Annotated in this window: 16 protein-coding genes; 2 read left to right on the top strand and 14 right to left on the bottom strand. The window is 50.5% G+C overall.

Annotated features, from left to right (window positions below):
• Positions 1-143: 143 nt before the first annotated feature.
• The 4 genes from MKY58_RS12785 to MKY58_RS12770 form a co-directional block, all read right to left on the bottom strand.
• Positions 144-980 carry a response regulator gene (locus MKY58_RS12785; protein ID WP_339324856.1) on the bottom strand — a complete coding sequence of 279 codons (837 nt, stop codon included), beginning with the start codon at positions 978-980 and terminating at the stop codon, positions 144-146.
• Positions 955-2,748 (bottom strand): sensor histidine kinase, encoded by a 1,794-nt coding sequence (locus MKY58_RS12780; protein ID WP_339324855.1) that lies wholly within the window; start codon positions 2,746-2,748, stop codon positions 955-957. Before MKY58_RS12780 ends, MKY58_RS12785 begins: the two co-directional genes overlap by 26 nt.
• A 795-nt stretch (positions 2,749-3,543) precedes the next feature.
• Positions 3,544-3,996, bottom strand: a complete 453-nt coding sequence (locus tag MKY58_RS12775; protein ID WP_339324854.1) for a VOC family protein — start codon at positions 3,994-3,996, stop codon at positions 3,544-3,546.
• Positions 3,997-4,575: 579 nt separating this feature from the next.
• Positions 4,576-5,439: a LysR family transcriptional regulator gene (locus MKY58_RS12770; protein WP_339324853.1), complete on the bottom strand. Its 864-nt coding sequence runs from the start codon at positions 5,437-5,439 to the stop codon at positions 4,576-4,578.
• A gap of 139 nt (positions 5,440-5,578) precedes the next feature.
• Here MKY58_RS12770 and MKY58_RS12765 point away from each other — a divergent pair, with 139 nt between their 5' ends.
• Entirely contained in the window at positions 5,579-6,796 is a 1,218-nt protein-coding gene (locus MKY58_RS12765) for an MFS transporter (protein ID WP_339324852.1), read from the top strand.
• A 381-nt stretch (positions 6,797-7,177) separates the two neighbouring features.
• On the opposite strand, the gene hxlB is transcribed toward MKY58_RS12765, so the two are convergent.
• The 10 genes from hxlB to MKY58_RS12715 form a co-directional block, all read right to left on the bottom strand.
• The gene (hxlB, locus tag MKY58_RS12760; protein ID WP_339325139.1) at positions 7,178-7,726 is read right to left on the bottom strand and encodes a 6-phospho-3-hexuloisomerase; all 549 of its coding nucleotides are present in this window, start codon (positions 7,724-7,726) and stop codon (positions 7,178-7,180) included.
• Positions 7,727-7,864: 138 nt separating this feature from the next.
• Complete coding sequence (hxlA, locus tag MKY58_RS12755; protein WP_339324851.1) at positions 7,865-8,530, bottom strand: 3-hexulose-6-phosphate synthase; 666 nt, start codon at positions 8,528-8,530, stop codon at positions 7,865-7,867.
• The gene (locus MKY58_RS12750) at positions 8,527-9,828 is read right to left on the bottom strand and encodes an MFS transporter (protein WP_339324850.1); all 1,302 of its coding nucleotides are present in this window, start codon (positions 9,826-9,828) and stop codon (positions 8,527-8,529) included. The genes hxlA and MKY58_RS12750 overlap by 4 nt, the downstream gene beginning before the upstream one ends.
• Positions 9,825-10,787 (bottom strand): sugar kinase, encoded by a 963-nt coding sequence (locus tag MKY58_RS12745; protein ID WP_339324849.1) that lies wholly within the window; start codon positions 10,785-10,787, stop codon positions 9,825-9,827. Before MKY58_RS12745 ends, MKY58_RS12750 begins: the two co-directional genes overlap by 4 nt.
• Before the next feature lie 16 nt (positions 10,788-10,803).
• Positions 10,804-11,676 carry a hypothetical protein gene (locus tag MKY58_RS12740; RefSeq protein ID WP_339324848.1) on the bottom strand — a complete coding sequence of 291 codons (873 nt, stop codon included), beginning with the start codon at positions 11,674-11,676 and terminating at the stop codon, positions 10,804-10,806.
• Positions 11,677-11,965: 289 nt separating this feature from the next.
• The gene (locus MKY58_RS12735) at positions 11,966-12,973 is read right to left on the bottom strand and encodes a LacI family DNA-binding transcriptional regulator (RefSeq protein WP_339324847.1); all 1,008 of its coding nucleotides are present in this window, start codon (positions 12,971-12,973) and stop codon (positions 11,966-11,968) included.
• A 131-nt stretch (positions 12,974-13,104) separates the two neighbouring features.
• The gene (locus MKY58_RS12730) at positions 13,105-14,184 is read right to left on the bottom strand and encodes an ankyrin repeat domain-containing protein (RefSeq protein WP_339324846.1); all 1,080 of its coding nucleotides are present in this window, start codon (positions 14,182-14,184) and stop codon (positions 13,105-13,107) included.
• Positions 14,185-14,666: 482 nt separating this feature from the next.
• Positions 14,667-15,104 (bottom strand): GNAT family N-acetyltransferase, encoded by a 438-nt coding sequence (locus MKY58_RS12725; protein WP_339324845.1) that lies wholly within the window; start codon positions 15,102-15,104, stop codon positions 14,667-14,669.
• Between the two features lie 163 nt (positions 15,105-15,267).
• Positions 15,268-17,199 (bottom strand): fructose-1,6-bisphosphatase, encoded by a 1,932-nt coding sequence (locus tag MKY58_RS12720; protein WP_339324844.1) that lies wholly within the window; start codon positions 17,197-17,199, stop codon positions 15,268-15,270.
• Positions 17,200-17,370: 171 nt separating this feature from the next.
• Complete coding sequence (locus MKY58_RS12715) at positions 17,371-18,621, bottom strand: DUF4073 domain-containing protein (RefSeq protein WP_339324843.1); 1,251 nt, start codon at positions 18,619-18,621, stop codon at positions 17,371-17,373.
• A gap of 238 nt (positions 18,622-18,859) precedes the next feature.
• Between MKY58_RS12715 and MKY58_RS12710 the strand changes: the two genes are divergently transcribed.
• On the top strand, positions 18,860-19,054 hold the full coding sequence (locus tag MKY58_RS12710; RefSeq protein ID WP_339324842.1) for a hypothetical protein: 195 nt from the start codon (positions 18,860-18,862) through the stop codon (positions 19,052-19,054).
• Positions 19,055-19,381: the final 327 nt, after the last annotated feature.

Here is a 19,381-nt window from a genome sequence, read left to right as displayed (position 1 = left end):
ATTCAAAAGAGTAGTCGTCTGCTTCGTACCTTATCTTGAAAACGTTTACGTGAATATTATAAAACGGCTCCCTTCGCCATTTGAACGGCACTAATTTCCGAAATCGTGTCATGTTTTCCTATGTTTTCTATTTTGTGAAGTATTCAGCTAAAGGGCGCCGATTTGCGCGGCATTCCCTGGAATTCCGCCGGCGTCAGTCCGACGACTTTTTTGAACTGTTTGCTGAAATGCTTGGTGTCATTAAAGCCGGACATCTCTGCGACCTCATATACTTTCAGCGTTGGATTCTGCAGAAGTTCCTTTGCCCGGTTCACCCGCAGCGTAATCAAATAATCGATGAAATTATGCCCGGTGACCCGCTTGAACATTTCACTGAAATAATTGCGGCTGACGCACACCTTGTCGGCAACCTGCTGCAGTGAGATCGACTCCGTAAAATGCTCCGAGATATACTCGACCGCCTGCTGGACGATGCGCTGGTGCAGCGATTTATCCGGAGGCGGACAATCCGCCGGGAGGGGCAGCGGCATCACGGCGACTGCCGGGTCGGCGCTGTTTTTTTCCTTATACTGCTCCAAAATACGGAGATCTTCCTTCTCCTTCTGCAGGCTGTGGCGCATTTCATACAGCACCGTTTTCAGCGATTCCGCACTCAGCATCGGCTTTAAAATATAGTCAAAGGCACCCAGCCGGATCCCTTCTCGCACATACTCGAAATCGCTATGGCAGCTGAGCAGAAGCACCTTGACCCAAGGGCAGAGCTCCCTCGTCCTGCGCGCAAGCTCAAGTCCATCCATCACCGGCATGGCAATATCGGTAATCAGAATGTCGATTTCCTTGCTTTCGACCCATTTCATCGCCCGCTGGCCGTTGGAAGCCTCTCCCACCAGCTCGAATCCGTTGACTTCCCAATCAAAAGTAGACCGAATTCCCATTCTTGCGATGGCTTCATCATCAACCAACAGCACTTTGTACATCATGATCCCCCCTCAATGTCGTAAAAGTAATCGTGACCTCCGTCCCCTGCATGAGTTCACTGGTCACGCTGACCCCGTATTCGTTGCCATAATACAGCCGAATCGTTTGGTGCACATGGCGCAGCCCGATGTTGGTCATCCCCCGGTTATGATGCGGCCCCTCCTCGGCGAAAATTTGGGCAAGCCGCTCCTCGCTCATGCCTACACCGTCGTCGGCGATGCTGATGATGATCTCCTCCCCCTCTTGCCGCGCACGAATCTGAATCGTACCCGGTTCATCCTTCGGCGCGATGCCGTGGAAGACCGCATTTTCAACAATCGGCTGGAGAAGCATGCGCGGAATCGGAATTTGCTTCAGCTCATCCGGACAATCCATTAGCAGCGTGATGGCGTTGTCATATCGGTACCCTTGGATGACCATATATTTCTGCAGCAGGTCCAGTTCTTCTCCTAATTGGATGAAAACGCCGTTTCGCCCCATGCTGACCTCGAGCAACTGTACGAGCGAAGTCACGGCTTTGTCTACGTCGTTCGTGCGGTTCAGCTTGGCAAGCCAGCGGATCGAATTGAGCGTGTTGTACAGAAAATGCGGATTAATCTGGTACCGAAGGGCCCGGATTTCCGCCTTCTTCTTCTCGGATTCCTCCTTGGCGATCCGCTCGACGAGCAGCTCGATCTGTTCAATCATCTTGTTGAAGCTGCGGCCAAGCTGCCCGATTTCATTGCGTCCGACGCTGCGGCTGCGGATGGTCAAGTCGCCGGCTTCTCCTTTGCGCATCAAGCGGCTCAAATAGACGAGCGGATTCCCGATTCGGCGTGTAACGTAGTAGCCCATGCCAATCGCCAGCACGATGGAGCACAGGGCAATGAGCACCGTCAGATTCCGAATGCTGGACGAGTCTGCAGTCAACTCCTCGAGCGGTACGACGCCTACCACGAGCCAGTCGTTGTTCAGTCGCTCTGGAATCATGAGCGTGTTGCGCTTGCCCTCGCGCAGCTGCATTTTCCGGGCCGGCAGCGGCAGCTTGGACGTCTTCCCGTATTCGTCCGGGTTGGGATGGTAGAAATATTGATTTTGCTCATTGACGATGTAGACGTAACCCGTGTCGCCGAATTGAACGCGGTTCAGCTCATCGATCAGCACATTTCCCATGACCTCGACAAACATGACGCCGATGACTTCGCCCGTCTCCCAGCTCCGGATGGCCCTGCCGAGACCAAAAACCGGGAATCCCATCCCGGTCCTTTTCAGGTATGAAGTTTCGGAGAGCCCAAACCATACGGTATTGCCGTTCGCTTTCAAAATGGCCTTATACCAGTCGGAATCCCATTGATTCGGAATCGACATGAGGGAGTCTGCGCTAAGCACCGAATTTTTTCCTTTTGTATCAAAAATGTAAATATCGAGAATTTCCGGCGAATTGATCATAATCGAAGTCAGCATGTCCTTGCCGTCCTTCACCTTAAGCGTCGTTTCGTAGGCGTTATCACCCTGTCTCTGCTCCAAAATGTTGTGGACGATTTTGCTGTTGAGCACCATCATCGAGGAGTCGTCCAGTTTCTTGAAAAACATGTTGAGCTTATCGCTCACCTGCACAATCGTTAGCGCGGCCACTTTGCTGACCTGCTCTTCAACGATCATGGACGATTTGTGGTAGGATATGAATCCTCCAATCAGGACGGGAAGAGTCATCCCGAAGAAAAAAAAGAGGAATAGCTGCACGACAATCGAGTGCAATGGGGGAAAACGAGTGTGGAACCAGGATCTCATTGTTGCGAATCACCCTCTTTTTTCAAAAGTATCACTTGCGTAATGCTATTTTATATACGAATGATTACGCTTTCAAAGCAATGTTGTAAAAATTCCGAACAAAGCACGAAATATCGTAAGAAAAACCTCTTACGTTGTACTAATCAATCATGAAAATAAGGGGTTAACAGATGTAGCTTAAGCGTTGGAGGCCGGAGGGGATTTTTCGCAGGGAAAGCAGGTCATGCTCTTCTATTGAACTAAAATGAATATTCTACAGAAAAAAAGCTAGGGAAAAATTCCCTAGCGAGATCAGTTGTACGAACTTTTCCATGCTTTATCAACGAAAACGACGTAAGAAATTTCGGATGTCCTTAGTTAACAAATCAGGAACCTCCATTGCAGCGAAGTGTCCTCCATGTTCAAACTCCGTCCAGTGTACGATATCATACTGTTGCTCTGCAAGACGGCGCACGGGCCTGAAGGTCCTCCTAACGAGAAGAAGATGATATTGTTTACGAATGTAAGTGATTGCTTGCACCGGGTGTAAGAAAAACTAGGGAGCCAGCGCCCTAGCAAACAGATCGACGCTCCGCTCGATAAACATGTCGAGTGTAATTTCGTAAAAACAAAAAAAGCCGCATCTACGCGGCTATGAAGCGTGTGTTGTGCCAGTCCTCGCTCGATCTCTTCACGGAACTTGTCGTCCCCTTGGTCGATGCACTCCCGTATGACATTGATGCAATGGGCGGTCGGCTCCAGGATATTTACTCTAGAAACGGATATTTCAGTTAAGTCATCTTCTGAACGTCTCTCTTATTTATTAACGAGTTGTTCCGCCAAACCGATTAGAAGTCCTTCTTTTCCACGAATGTAGCAGAGCCGATACGAGTCCTCGTACTGGACCACTTCGCCAACGAGCTGAGCACCATGCTTCTTGAGTCTGGATACCATTTCGTCAATGTCTTCAACGGTGAACATGACGCGTAGATAACCGAGGGCATTTACAGGTGCATTCCGGTGGTCTGATATCGTAGGCGGGGTGATAAATCGCGAAAGTTCAAGCCGGCTGTGGCCATCCGGGGTAACCATCATAGCAATCTCTACACGTTGTGAACCCAGCCCGGTTACTCGACCCGCCCATTCGCCTTCGACAGTGGTTCGCCCTTCGAGCTTCAAGCCAATCTCCTCGAAGAAAGAGATTGCGTCATCCAGGGATTCTACGACGATGCCCATATTGTCCATTCTTATTAATTTGTTATTTTCCATGGTTATATCTCCTTTACGTTTATCAGGCTTTGCCTCGCTGGCTTCATCCATACGATATCTCTGTATGACCCATTTGGGGCTGCATCCGGCTCCGGGATTTCACTGGACAGCAGTCCTTCAATAAAAAAGGAAACCCTCCCTTCTGTCTTGCGTATAAGGCGGATGCTCTTCCAATCTCCATTCGACGAACCCGTTGTGCTTTAACCAGATTGACGCGTTTGTACAAGAAGTCCAGGAACGTAAGGTGGTAAGTTACCTATATACAACGTAAGTATGCTGGTTCTAAAGAGGATTCGACGTGCAGTTGGATTATACCTTCTACATTGGAGCCATCGCGAATGTGGTGTGGGACGTGCTGTTCATCCCCGAAAAATCCTCGCTTTTATCGGAGTCGTCATCCAATCCTGTTTGAAAGCAGGCGACCCCATCCGGCTCGCCGGTCCTGGGCTAGACGGGGACACAAGTTTCGCTTCTTTCGATTGGAAAAACGCTCAAAAAGCACTCCTCAGAGTGCTTTTTCTGTTTAAGTAAACTGACCGTTAGCATAATAAGTCTCATAGTTGCCGAAAGCAGCTTGTTTCATGGTTCTCTCAACATACGGACAAATGCCACGGACGCGGGGGATATCTCCTCGAAAGAAAGCGCGATGACCCCAATCTCCCTGGTAATGGCAGGCGTAATTGGTTTAACGATGAGTTCGTGGGACACGGAAGATAGCGTAAAGTCGAACACAAGACCGATTCCGAGCCGTCTGCGGACCATCTGGATCAGGGTTTCGGCCGTTTGGACGGTCAAGCTGCTTTCGAGATTCAATTGGTGCTGTTGAAGTATGCTGTTCATCGCCGCCTCATGCCCGCCTTTACAATAGATCATCTCATGCCGGTATCTTCCGAGGTCGACAACCGCTGTATCCTGCAGCTCGTGATCGTCCGGAATGACAGCCACCATGTGATCCTGAACAAGGCTATGATACTCAAATCCCGTAAAAGGGGAAGCGACGAGCCCAATCTCCACGGTACGGTCGGTGACCCATTCCTTGATCTGGTCGGATACCCCCTCATTCAGTTCAATTTGAACATGAGGATACTTGGCCCGGAACCTGGCGATAGCCTCCGGGAGTAATAGAGTCGACGCGGCGGGAAACGAGCCGATTGTGATTTTTCCGGATAAGAGCTGGCTCTCCCGGCTTGCTACCTGAAAAATGCGGTTTTCAATGGATTGCATCTGCCTGGCTAATACCAGCACCTCTTTGCCGACATCGGTTAAAATGATCCCCTTCTGCTTATCCCTGACAAACAGCCTCACTTGCAGCGCCTCTTCAAGCTGTTTAATCGTCTTGCTCACAGCCGGTTGGGAAATAAACAATGCTTTCGCTGTTTCGGTAAGGTTCAATTTTTCGGCGGCTGTCATAAAAACATTCAGGTGGTTCAAGTTCATTTTCATCGTACACACCCTCATAACCATATAGTTATTTCCTTCATAACAAATATGTATTTCAGTTATGAACTATTATAACGTATTCTAATTACACGGCAACACGAAGGCATGGCACGCATTTGAAGGTTGTAAGGAGGAGATTACCTTGATCGATCATGCAAAAAAAGCGGAAATTCCTCAAATATCGGATGACTCCCGCGTATCAACGCGCCGCATCTGGACTACGGCTTGGATCGTAACATCCGTATTCATGCTGTCCAATTCAGCGACACCGCTGTATGTACAATGGCAGACGGCGCTGGGATTCACGAACGGAACACTCACGCTTATTTTTGCCGCTTATATCGCGGGTTTGCTTGGCAGCCTGCTCGCAGCCGGACAATTGTCCGACCGCTTGGGACGGAAGGCGGTTCTTTATCCGGGTCTTCTGGCTGCGGTGGCGGCCTGTGCGCTGTTTGCATTGGCCGATTCAGTCGGCATGCTGCTCGCGGCGCGGTTGCTTACAGGCATAGCCGTCGGCGTCATCGTCTCCGCCGGCATGGCGGCGGTCGTGGATTCCGGTGGACACGGCAAGAAACAGCTGGCATCCCTTGCCGCTTCCGTGGCCATGGTCCTCGGAGCCGGACTTGGGCCGCTGCTGGCCGGAATGATGGCCCAATTTCTTGCGCACCCCGTCGTGCCGGTATATTCCGCTCAATTTATCATTTTGGCAACGGCCTTTATGGTGGCAGCCCGTCTTCCCTCCCGGCGGAATCCTGCGCACGAAGAGTGGAAGCTGCGCTTCCCGTCGGTTCCTAAGCATAACCGTCTGCACTTAGCTCTGGGAATATCCGTGTTTGCCCCGGGCATTACTTCGACTTCCTTTGTACTGTCGCTGGGTCCTCCGCTGCTGTCCAAACTGCTGCATGTGACCAGCCCCTTGGTGGCTGGAGGAACAGCCTGTGTCATGTTCTTGGCGGCGACGGGCATACAATTCGTTGTCAAAAGGCTCTCGGTTCGCAGTCTGTTTCTTTTGGGAGTTGCGGTTATCCTATTGTCCATGATCTGTCTGGTTACCGCCGTCATGTACTCGTCACCCGCATTCCTTGTTATAGCCGCGGTGCTCGCGGGTGCAGGACAGGGATTGGGGCAGCTTGGAGGCCTGACGCTGATCAGCTTGCATGTCCCGGAACATCGCCGCGCCGAAGCCAATGCGGTACTGAATATCGGAGGATACGTACCTGCGGCGCTGCTGCCGATCGGAACAGGTTTTTTGATCGATATGACCAGCATCTCCCTGGGCGCCTCGCTCTTTGCGGCTGTCATCGCGGCGGTTTCGGTCGCGGGTGCCGTTTTTGTAACAGTGAAGTTTAATAAAAGATAAAGTAAAGAGACGCTCATCTCCACGGGCCGAACGATTCAAAAAGCGGTGATCTCATACAGTCCCAGCACATAGCATTGGAAGATTCCATCAAAATCATGAGGGGAAGTCGGTCTAGTTATACGAAAGCAGCCGGGTAATCACATCCGGCTGCTTCATTATTACAGTTTCTCGATCGATAAGCCAAGAATACTGTAGGTTCGCTTCTTTGCTTGCACCGACGCGTTGTCCAAAAATACCTCCGGACGGCTGAGTGCCGTACAGTACCGACCAAATAAGCTACTGCCTTAACATGTATTCATTGAGCTCTCGATCATTAGCTTAAAGTCTATGACCTGCTAGTGAAATGCTTGACAGTAGAGCGGCGGTGAAGCACGGATTTCGCTATTCCACGTTGCTGTGCTGCTTGAACGCCGCGGCATTGTCCACGCCGCGAGACTCCGCGTAGCACAGGCAGACCGCGTCCAGCACAAGATGGACGCATTGGTCAAACAGCGAGCCTAGCGGCTGAATGCTCGCGCTTTCGCCTTCCCGGCGGTGCTTCGTGGCCGCCGGAATGGCGAGCACCCGCACGGCCGAGCGGGCGAGCGGGGATTCGGCGTCGGTCGTCAGGGCGATGACCGACGCGCCGAGCTCCCGCGCCTTCTCTGCGGTCCAGACGACGCTATGCGTCGTTCCGGAGCCGGAGACGGCGACTACATAATCACCCTCGGCGATCGAAGGGGTAATCGTCTCCCCGATCACATACGAGGTCGCGCCGAGGTGCATCAGCCGCATGGCGAAGGATTTGGCCATCAGTCCCGAACGGCCTTCACCTACGACAAAGATCCGGGGAGCACCCGCCAGTAGGGCGGCTGTCTCGTTAACATCACTCTCGTCTACCCGTTCCAGCACAGCACGAGCTTCCGCGAGTATCGTCATCAGCTTGTTCATCATTGTTCAGTCTCTCCTTCTCCATTCGCGATCGAGCAAAATTCATCCGCATTCGAAACCTCCGGATGTAATGATATTCGCTGCTCGGACGTTGCTTCTATAATATACATCTTTCCATTGGAGCCCGGGCATGACCCGCTACCTGCTCCCCAGTTTCCGGATGCAGTCCTGAAACGATCGGGCAGCGGCGGTCGGGTCCGCTGCTTTCGTAATCGCGGAGCCGACGATGAGAACCTCCGGCTTCATCGCGAACAGTCCCGGCAGAGAATCCAGGGTGATCCCGCCCGCCGCAGCGATCCGAAGCTCGGCCTGGCTTTCGCTGACCGAACCGGGTGCATCGGATGCGGCTTCATATGCGCCCGGCCTGGTCAAGCGGGAGCCGCCTCCCTCTTGCTGGTCCTTGCTGACATGGAAGCAATGGACCGCCTCCCCGTACCGGGCAAGCGCCGCCTGTTCCACCGGCGTCGTATGAAGCAGGTCGATCATGACCTGCCTGCCCCATGTCTGGGCGGTCTTCATGCAGAGCTCAACGGTGACCGGCGGAGAGGCACCCATGACCGTTGCCACGTCAGCCCCCGCCTTATAGCACAATTCGAACTCGTATATGGCATTATCGAAGGTTTTGACATCCGCAACAATGATCTTGTGGGGAAACTCGCGCTTCATCGCTTCTACAGACGCCATGCCGAATTCTTTGATCAGAGAAGTGCCGACTTCGATCCAATCGATATAAGATTCTGTCAATCTCGCCATATCGATGGCCTCCTGTATGCTCATCCGGTCCAATGCAAGTTGAATGTTCATCTTGTCGACACCTCAAGCTTTCCCTCTGGAGTCGATTCCGCCGTTTTGCGAGATCTGCCCACGGTTAAAGTCAGAATTGCGGACAGAAGCAGCGAGCCGGCCATAAAAATATAGGAGGCGCCGAAGCTTCCGGTGAAGCTGTTTAGGTAGCCGACGATGTATGATCCGGCAAAAGAACCGAGCGCCCCCATACTGTTAATCAGCGCCATGGCGCCGCCCGAGACGTTCCGGGGCAAAATTTCAGGCATGATGGCGAAGAACGGTCCGTAAGGGGCATACATTGCGGCGCCGGCGATGACCAGCAGAATAAATGAAATCCAAAAATGATCCGCTCCCAGCAAATAAGAGGCGTAGAAGGCAACCGCACCTACAAGCAGGAACGGCCAGACAAAGGCTTTCCGGTTCTCCGTTTTATCCGAGAAATAGGACGCGACCAGCATCCCAATGACCGCGAGCACATAAGGAACGGAGCTCAGCCACCCGGTAGCGACCATGCTCATGTCAGGAGCGGCCTTGATAATCGAAGGAAGCCACATGACGAAGCCGTAGACACCAATGCTCCAGAAAAAATACTGCAGGCACAGCCGGATGACAAGCGGCGACCGGAACGCCTCGCCGTAGTTCTTAACGGGCTTCAGTCCCTTCTGCTCTTCATTCAGGGTAATCTCAAGTTCCTTTTTCTCCTCTGCGGTCAACCAGTTCGCTTCAGCGGGTTTGTCGTTCACGAGCTTCCACCAGAAGAACGCCCAAATAATCGGTGGCAAACCTTCAATAATAAACATCCATCTCCAGCCGACAGCGGATACGAGATAACCCGAGACGATGGACATCCACAGCACGGTTGCAGGATTGCCAAGGATGAGAAAGGTGTTGGCGCGCGAGCGCTCTTTTTTCGTGAACCAGTGGCTCAGAAAGACCAGCATCGCAGGCATAACTGCACTTTCAACCACGCCGAGACAGAAACGGATGATGATGAGAATATGAACATTATGGACGATACCGGTAGCTCCCGCCAGCAGTCCCCATAAAATCAGCGAAACGAATACGAGCTTCTTGGCACTTTTGTTCTCGGCATAATGGGCACCCGGTACCTGGAAGAAGAAGTACCCCAGGAAAAAGAGCGCGCCAAGCAGCGAAGACATTCCCGCCGAAATCTGCAAATCCTTGGCCATGCCGGCAGCCGCGCCAAAGCTGTAGTTCGCCCGGTCAAGGTAGGCTAGGCTGTACGTTACAAAGACGATCGGCATTAGACGCAGCCAGCGTGAAGCGACGAAGCTGCCTTTGTTCGATTTGTTCATCTCGTTCTCACTCCTGTCAGATGATAGTGAAGATATGCCTTTAGCTCTTCCATCGTCGGGTATCCATCGTGATCCCCAACGGACTGCACTGCAATCGAGCCGATTGCATTTCCCTGCCGCACCGCTTCGGTGATGCTTAACCCCCTCAGAAGTCCCCCGATCAAGCCTGTGGCAAAGCCATCCCCAGCCCCGACCGTATCCACAACCTTCTTCACCTGAAAGCCCGGAACCGTTCCCTCTTCATACGGGGTGCGGAAATAGGCTCCTTCCGGCCCCAGCTTGACGGCAACAAGCGACACGCCCCGGTTCAGATAAAATTCGGCGATCTTCTTCGGGTCCCTGGAGCCGGTCAGAAATTCCCCTTCTTCGATCCCCGGCAGCACCCAGTCCGCCCGGCACGCCAGGTCGTTGATGACCTTCCTCATCTCCTCTTTCGAAGACCAGAGAGACGGGCGCAGATTGGGGTCAAAAGAAACGGTCCGTCCCGCACCCTTCATCGTCTCCAGCGCCGCATAAGCGAATGCGCGGGTGCTCTTCGTCAGCGCGGGCGGAATGCCGGTCATGTGCAGATGCCGGAAGCCGGTCAGATAGCCGGAGTCCACATCGGCCTCACCAAGCGTGCTTGCGGCGGAACCTTTCCGGAAATATTGCACCTGCGGATCTCCCTCCAGCACCATCGACTTCAGCTGGAACCCGGTTGGATAGCGAGAATCATGGGTAATACCGTCGATGTCCACCTTCTCCCTAGCGAGATACTCCACGATATAATCACCGAATGCATCCTCGCCCAATCGGCTGATCCACCCGGAAGTTAGTCCAAGTCTCGAAAGGCCGACGGCCACATTGACTTCCGCCCCGGCTAGACGGCGGCTGAAGGTGTCAATGTCCTTCAAGGCGCCGGGTCTGCCCGCTACGAACATAACCATAGCCTCTCCAAAAGTTACCGAATCTTTCAACATGGTTGCCATGCCTCCTTCAATCTGTCCGTTTTCGTCCTTTTCCAGGCATGCCTGGCGCTTGCCGGAGCATCTTCAGATACCCTGATAGACTCTCCGGTCCGGGAAGCGTAAACTCAATCGCCCGGGACGCATGTTCCGGCAATTGAGCCAACAGCTCTCGCCAGATTGCGTCTTCTTCCTCAGGAATAGGAAGCGTTTGCAAATCATTGTCTTCGGAAAATATGACATGTTTGCAGTGAATGTAGCTGGTGTAAGGAGCCAACTCCAGCGCCGCCTTCACGGGCTCTTCTCCGGCATACAACCAATTGCCGGTATCGAACGTCATGGCCACTCCGCCAAGACCCGAACGCTCCACCGCCTGAAAGAACGCTTTCAAATTTCCGGCGTTGCCTCCATACGGCGTTTGGTCATTCTCGATCAGCAGAGTCAGCGGTCCATGCAAAGCCCTGTATTGATCAAGCAGTTCGCCCAGACGGATCAGGCGTTCGTCGCTGTTACTGCTTGCATAGACTTCCGAAGACTTCCGGCCTCCAGTCGCTTCAATCGCTTCTTCTCCTGGATCGGCCCAGTCCGCCGCCATGAAATGCCCAAGCGACACCTTCAGCATCTCCGGCCTTAGAATTCCCGCCTCTTCAAGAATCCCAGACAGCTGCGTTTCATTCAGCCTTCCGGCTTCGTCCCACAGCTCCAGCGGAACGGAATATATGCAGCGCAACCCACTGTTCCGGTTGGCTTCGCGGCATTCGGCAAGCGGCAGCTTCCCCGGGGGGAACAATTCCCGCCTTATTTCAATGCCGTCTGCTCCGGCGGCGCGAACCGTCTGCGCCCATTCATGCTGCAGACCGGGAGTATTGCCGAATACAGAGGTCGGCACAAAAACTGCCTTCATATAGTCATCCTCCTTCGTACTAAATCGGATTATCAGGATACCAGGAATACCGCCCCTCTTTCGTAAACCGATTTAGTAAACCGATTTACTTCATCTCATGGGTTCATTATAAACCTGGATTCATCATTTTGCAACCCCTTACATTTAAGCGCTGTCATGATTCCGAAAAAGCATAGCCTTCAAACATGGAGACTTATCCCAAATTGGATGAACTACAACAAAAACCAGCTCCCGGTCCCGGACCCAAAGCTGGTTTTGTTTATAGTGTATGATGACCTCGGCAGCACCTTCAACGGGCCTGGCCGGATGATTCGCGCACAACAAGCTCGCATTCAAAGACAAACTCGGCCGCCTCCGGCGCCTCCTCCGACCGGATGCGGGTAATCAGGCGCTCGGCCGCTTTTCTGCCCATCTCCAGGGAAGGCTGGTTGATCGTCGTTAGCGTCGGCGTCAACAGGTGGGCGAACGGAATGTTGTCGAATGCGACCAGCGCCAAATCCTCTGGCACACGCAGCCCCTGCTCCTTAACAAAAGCAAGCGTTTCGAGCAGCACCAGGTCGTTCCCCGCAATGAGTGCCGTCGGCGACTCCGGTCCCTCAAAGCGTTTGCGAAGCCGGTCTTTAAGCGAGGAGATCTCCGCATTGATGATGTTACCACTCCCGTCATCCAGACCGAGCTCACGCATAGCTGCGCGGAACCCCTCCGTACGCTCGGTTCGCGTGCTGATCGTCAGCGGTCCCGTAGCCAAGACGATGCTCCGGTGGCCGAGCGACGCCAGATGCTCCACTGCCCGGGTGACTGCCTTCCTGTTATCGACCACAATTGTATCCGCCTTGACGTTGTTTACGCGACGGTCCATGAAGAGGATCGGATACTCCTGCTCGGCGAGGCTTTCATACAATGGCCCGTTCTTGCCCGTAGGCAGGAGAATGATACCGTCGACCTGCTTGGCCTGCAGCATTTCGGTATATTTTTTCTCCTTCTCGCCGTCCTCGTCACTGTTACACAGAATGACGCTGATGTTCTGCTCCTGGCAATAGTCCTCGATGCCTCGGCATATTTCCGTAGAAAGCCGGTGCATAATGTTGGCGACGATGACGCCGACCGAACCGGTCCGCTTCTGCTTCAGCCCCCGGGCAAGAACGTTGGGCCGGTAATCGAGGGCCTCAATCGCTTCTTCGATCTTGATCCGCGTCTCCTGGCCCATATGCTGGTATCTTTTGTTTAGATATTGGGATACGGTGCTTTTGGACACGCCGGCGCGCGCCGCCACATCCCCGATTGTCGCTTTCCCCACAGTTCTCTACCCCTCTGTCCGATGATATCCCTACTATAAGGTGCATCAAGGCGCTTTGTCTAATTTTCAGGATATACTGCCGGTTAGCTAACAACATCGTTAAAACACCAAATTTGATTTTTCGTCGTCATTTACAACTCTCCCTCAAGAAACTTTATGAGGTGCCGTTCGGGTTGTGCGAGGAATTCCGTAAAGCTGCATAAGTCTGCATAAGCCTGATGCTCCCCGTCATAACAGCCGATCCGGCCTTTATTTTTCGGGTTCCAAACCAACTGCAGGTCAGCGTAATTGTCGATTTCGGCGGAAAGACGCAGCAGCTTTTGCCTGCCGACTTTCATCTCTATCGTATCGGTCAATGTGAAAAAATCGATATACCGGATTTCATATTCGTTTTGCGCCAGCTCAAGGCACAGCTGGTCTCCCGTAAGAAAGCGGACCAGTTCATCGGGTAATTTATATTTTTTAAGCTCGTATTTCTTGTTCTCCGCATGATGAAAATCAGCCGGTTCCAGCGATTTCAAATATTCAGCCATGATCGTATTCTTATTGCTGATGGCAATCGTATACGGCCGTTCGCCGTTTTTTTCCGCTAGAGTAACGTCCGCGCCGTGTTCAACCAAAAATTTGACCATGGCCATATTCCCCATCCGAGCAGCCACGGTTAACGGAGTCGCCTGATAAGGATAGACCATATCCGGTTGGTTATAATTGATGTCCACCCCCTGATCGAGCAAATACTTGAGTGTTTTCAGGTCATGGTCCGAGGCGGCTTGACGCATGAGGACACCGCCGTGCAGCTTGATATCTAATCCCAGCTCATGAATCAGCGGAATATTATTTTTGTTGCCATAGTAAGCCTGTGAATACGCGCCCGACCCCGTTTGATCGAGCTTGTCCATCTCGGCTCCTTGCGCTGCAATGTAACGGACGATGTCCTCCCCGCAATAGCGAACGGCTGTCAAAAAAGCTGGACGAAGATGCACATTCAGGTTGACGCCGTGCTCTACCAGCAGCTTGATAACCTCCCTTTGCTGCGATATGAGCGCCAGATCTAACGGACTTAGCGTAATATGCTTACTAAGTACGATCCCCTCCTCAATATCCCAGCCTGCTGCGATTGCCGCATCTAAAGCCGGAATGTTTCCTTGGTAAATATGCATCGCGATTTCCGGCAGCTCCTCGAATCTCCCGATATCTTTCAGGACGATCAATCATACCCCTCCTTATTCAAAATCTATTTAAATGCCCGCCTATTCGATCGATTTTACTGCGCAGAATACCAATCTTACCAGTGATAAGCTAAGCTTAATTCCTCCCTCCTTTCAGCCTCGTTTGAATATCTTGATCCGAATCTACAAAACCATTTTCCGTTCCCCTAAATATTTTACTTTAAAGGATTCATTATATTTATCGGACAACTCTTTCTCAATGAGTTTAGCTGTTGTTTCACTGGAATGGCTGCATCCTATTAAACTGAATATAGAAATTCCCATGATAACCATGCTGGCTTTCTTTAATAATTTCCTCATATCGTTTACCTACCTTTTGAAAAATTGAAGGATCAGCACAGGTAAACATCCATAGAGATGCCGTTTCTCATGAAAATAAAAGCGGACACCATCAGGTATCCGCAAACATGGGTTTAAGACCTGCATATCCTGTAAGATTCATTAAGAGCCGCCTAAAAATATGTCTAGCGGTACATTTGTACATACCACATTTTGAACCCTTGCCGCTCATAAAAACCGACGCTACGTTGCCAATCCAGGTTCGATGAACCTACAAGCGCATGAGTTACGCCGTTTGATTCGGCTTCAGCAATCATGTGATCGACCAATAGATGCCCGATCCGATCCCCCCTGTAATCCGGGTGAACATAAACTTCGTAAATCTCTAGAAATCGGGAGTTTAAAGGGAATATAGGATATTGGGAAGTTTGAATAACCCCGTGCGTATATCCGACGATCCTGCCCTCCCGTTCGGCAACCCAAAAGTAATCCCCTAAGCGCTTGGAAATCTCTTCAGCATTCGATGCCGGATATGCAAACGTAACAGCCTCATCTGCCCATAACCGGGACAATTCAGCGATTTGAGGCACGTCATCCAGTGTGCATTTCCTAATCGTTGTCATATTTAACCCCCAATGGATTAACCCAGCTAAACCTTGATTTACCATATAGAGATTCTATAGGATCCTCAAAATATCCTCTTTGAATAAATCAAAATCATCCTGTCCGCTAGCTTGCACCGATTAAACAAGCGAGTAAAACAAAAAAGCCGCTAAATTAGCGACTTTATTTCATGTAGCGATAATCCAAAAGCTTCTTCAAATTGGAGATTTTCTGCTGCAGCTTCTCCCCGACATTGGTTTCCCGGACCAGCTTCCGCTCCAGTTCCTTGTCCACCAGCCTTTTGACAGACAGGACGTCCGTTCCGTTGCATAATACGTCTTCCCTGGATTTGAATTTCTGATGGGCGACAAGCTGCATGCCAAAGGAATTGTACAGCAAGGTATATCCGGCGATGCCCGTTGTGGACTGATAGGCTTTGGAAAAACCGCCGTCGATGACGACCATTTTCCCGCCCGCTTTAACCGGGTTCTCTCCGCGGATTTCTCTAACCGGCGTGTGGCCGTTAATGATATGCCCATGATCCGGATTCAAACCAAACTCCTGCAGGATCTTCCGGCAGATCTCCTCATGTTCGCGCAGATGGTAGTAAGGGTTCTTGCGCTCCTTATGGGTTTCTTTATCTTGGATAAAATATCTTTCAAAGGTGGTCATTTCTCGCTTTCCAAAAAGCGAAGAACATTCCCCTGTCCAGAGGTACCATACCATATCCGTAGCCAGATCATCGGTTTCCTCCGGATGCGCATAGGCGTAACGCAAATAATATTCAAAAACGTCGAGCAGCTGACGGCCCGAATACCGTTTGTCTTCAATCTGCATTTCTTCCATGTTGCCTTCTTCGTCCATGGGAATACAGCCGTGGATTAACAAATTCCCGTTGTATTTCAAATAAAGGCTGCCCTTTTTCATAAGAAAATTCATATGTCTGGCCAGCTTTTCGGAATGTTGAACGGAGAACAGTAATTTTTCCATCACCTGCTGTTCTTCCTCCAGCAACTGTTCCGGCTGCTGCGGATTTACGGTTGCGAAACAGGTGTTTTCCAGCGGGTAAGTTTTTCCGCCCATCTTGATTTCGTTTTTGTCGTAATCGATCTGCTCCAGCAAAAGCCGTTCAGACATGTTGAAGTAAGGACGTCTCTTGATAATCGGGATTTCAAGCTTAAACTGGATGATGGCTATGGCCTGGTGGATTTTGGTAATCTGCAGGATTTCCTGTTCAGAACTGTTATGGTCGCTCTGCAGCTTCGGTCTGAAGGCCGGATTGTCGTTATAGTATTTCTCCGCCAAGTTCAGCAGCGGGCGCAGATTGATTCCGTATACGTCTTCGATGATGTCCAGATTGTCGTATCTGGCGCAGATCCGGATAATATTCGCGAGGCAGACCAAGGAACCCGCAAAGGCGCCGATCCACAGGACATCATGGTTTCCCCACTGAATGTCTACCGAATGGTGGTTGATCAGCGTGTCCATAATTTTATCGGGGTCCGGCCCGCGGTCGTAGATATCTCCGACCACATGAAGATGGTCAACGACCAGACGCTGAGTCGTATAAGCAAGGCCGGTAATGAGCTTGTCCGCCTGGCCCAAGGAGATCAATTGCCGGTATATTTCCTCATAATAAGGATCCTTATTGTGGGATGAATCCGTCTTGTACAGCAGCTCTTCCACAATATATACAAACTGCTCCGGCAGAGCTTTGCGCAATTTCGAGCGCGTATATTTGGAAGAGGCATAAGAAATGAGCTTAAGCATATGTTCAATCGTTTGTCTGTACCATCGGTCCAAGGCTTGTTTATTGCACAGATCTCCTTTAACCAGCTGTATTTTTTCTTCCGGATAATAAACTAACGCCGCGAACTCATTGATTTCATCATCCGTCCACACCTCATGGAACAACGCTTTGATTTTTTCTTTTACGGTACCCGAACCGTTTCTTAATACATGCTGAAAAGCCTGGAATTCCCCGTGCAAATCACTGACAAAATGTTCGGTTCCTTTGGGGAGATTGGAGATCGCTTCAAGGTTGATGATTTCGGTGACGACTTTTTCTTCCGTATCATATTTCTGGGCCAATAAATCCAGAAACTGCGCATCCAAAACAGATGTCCCCCTTCAAGGAAAGATGGTGATGTTAGTGTAAGCATTTTTTCTCCATATTTATGCGGGTGCCATGAATCTTTCTTTTATTCCTGTTGTTGTCCCCAAGACACCATTTGCGTGCGTAAAAAAAGAGCGCTGATAAAATCAACGCTCTGCTCTAATGGGGCATTATTTTTTGAAAGTCACCTTTTTAGACAATCCATCCTCCAGATTCATTTCACCCTTGTGGCGAACGAATACCGTTTGGTTCCCTTCAAATTTTGGCGGATTCTTCGGATCATAGTCCACCCAGCGGCTATTCCCATTCCCATTTCCATTTACAGAGTATTCCATGTATTGCGTAGCGCCAATGAGCTCAATTTTTTCATCGTCAGCTTCAACATTGGGAGGTAATTGGACAATCGTACCATGATGCACGCCCAGCTCTTTTATGACTTTGTCCGTTTTGTAGTCGTACGCTTTGATTTTCACGTCATTTCCGTTCACTTCCACCTGAAGACCCTGCTTAAAATCAAGGCCTGTCGGCACTTCGCCCCCATGAGGACCTGCCGATGCCCAGCCCATTTGAATACCAGCCGTGTTCACGACAGTAAAACCGCGCCGATCCCCTCCTTTTACCACCTTTTTGCCGGCCCAATCCGGAAGATTGAGATCCCAGTGACTGTGGCTTGTAAAAAGAATGACCTGCGGGTAATCCTTTAAGATGGCTTCCAATTTTTCTTGCTCTAAGTAATCTCCGGTATAAGGGGATTGTTTGGAGCCTGAAATACTGTCCTTGAGGATATGATGGCTAAACAGGAAAATGGGTTTATTGGGATCTTTTTTAGCATATTCTTCAAGATTTTGCTTTAACCAATCAAGCTGCTCATCGCTAAGGTAAACCTCATCCCACAAGGATTTGTCATGGTAGTGCATATATTTTTCGGTTCCTAAGAACAGGAACGGATATCCGTCTAATTCTTTTTTATGATAGACTTTCTCCTCACCCGTGAAGTTATAAAAATTTTGGAACATTTCGGATTCCGGCGTCTGATTCGGCCACGTATTTTGCGCTAATTGTGTAGGAGATGCCCATTTCGGCTTATAAAACTCATGATTTCCGATGCTGTACCAAACATGTTCCGGATGGGGGTTACGATCCAACACTTGTTGTACGGCTTGGTATTCAAAATCCCACCCTCGGTCTGTAATGTCGCCATTCACGATTAATGCTTTGGAAGCAGGGTTTACCTGTCTCATATCTTGAAGCACATGCCTAAAGTCGTCGATATCCCCTTGAATGTCACTAATGACATCAAAAGTAAGGCCTGGATTTTTGGAAAATGCATGTTCATCCGGTTGTGCCTGAGCTGATCCTGAAAATGCGCCTACGCTGCAAATAATAGATGTTGCCATCATGCTTGTTAGTAACTTCTTCACATTATTCCTCCTAGTTATTGTCATTTTCAGAATATAATCTGCAAACGTTACAAGCTTCTATTTAGAATAAACCGGAAATGTGAAGGTAATATTCTCCCGGAGTAAATCATGAACGAAAAAATGTAAACAACCCAAAACCGGGGGATCGATTTATTGATACTTGAGGGGAATTAGGCTACAGGAAGGCAAGCAAGTCAAAGACTTTCAAGCTGCCCTGGTACCGATTATGGAGGAAGGCATGGCGAAAAAAGAATTAAAAGGACACATGAGTCCGGAAAGCTTGTCGTCCCTCTTGGTTTCCATTTATTTTCAAACCGTTATAAGCTGGCTCTCATTCCCCGATCAAGTTCAGAACCCGGTTTCGATTTTCTTGGATCGGTTCGAAATGATATGGGAAGGGATTGGTGGTCAGCAGAAGGGAGAATGGGAATGATGAAATGTCGGAAGTCGTCATTATAAGGGGCGGAATCGGGGGGCTATGTACAAGCCTTCGCCCTGCAGCAAAGAGGGCATGACGTCACGCTGTATGAAGGCGCGGGCACTTATCAATCCCCGGGAGCGAACGGTTCGGTACAGACTTTTGTCACGATTCATCGAGCAGACCTTCTACATGCCCTTAGGAATGCATTAAAACCTGGAACGATCGTCTTAAATAAACGATGCGTGGATTTCGTGCAGGATCAAGGCGGAGTGACGCTTTCATTCAAAGATAGTGAAACGATACTCTCGGATGACGTGGTGGCCGTGGAGACTTAGGGAC

The organism is Paenibacillus sp. FSL W8-0194, assembly GCF_037969745.1.
Lineage (GTDB): Bacteria > Bacillota > Bacilli > Paenibacillales > Paenibacillaceae > Paenibacillus_AQ > Paenibacillus_AQ cookii.
This window is presented reverse-complemented; position numbering and strand designations above follow the sequence as displayed.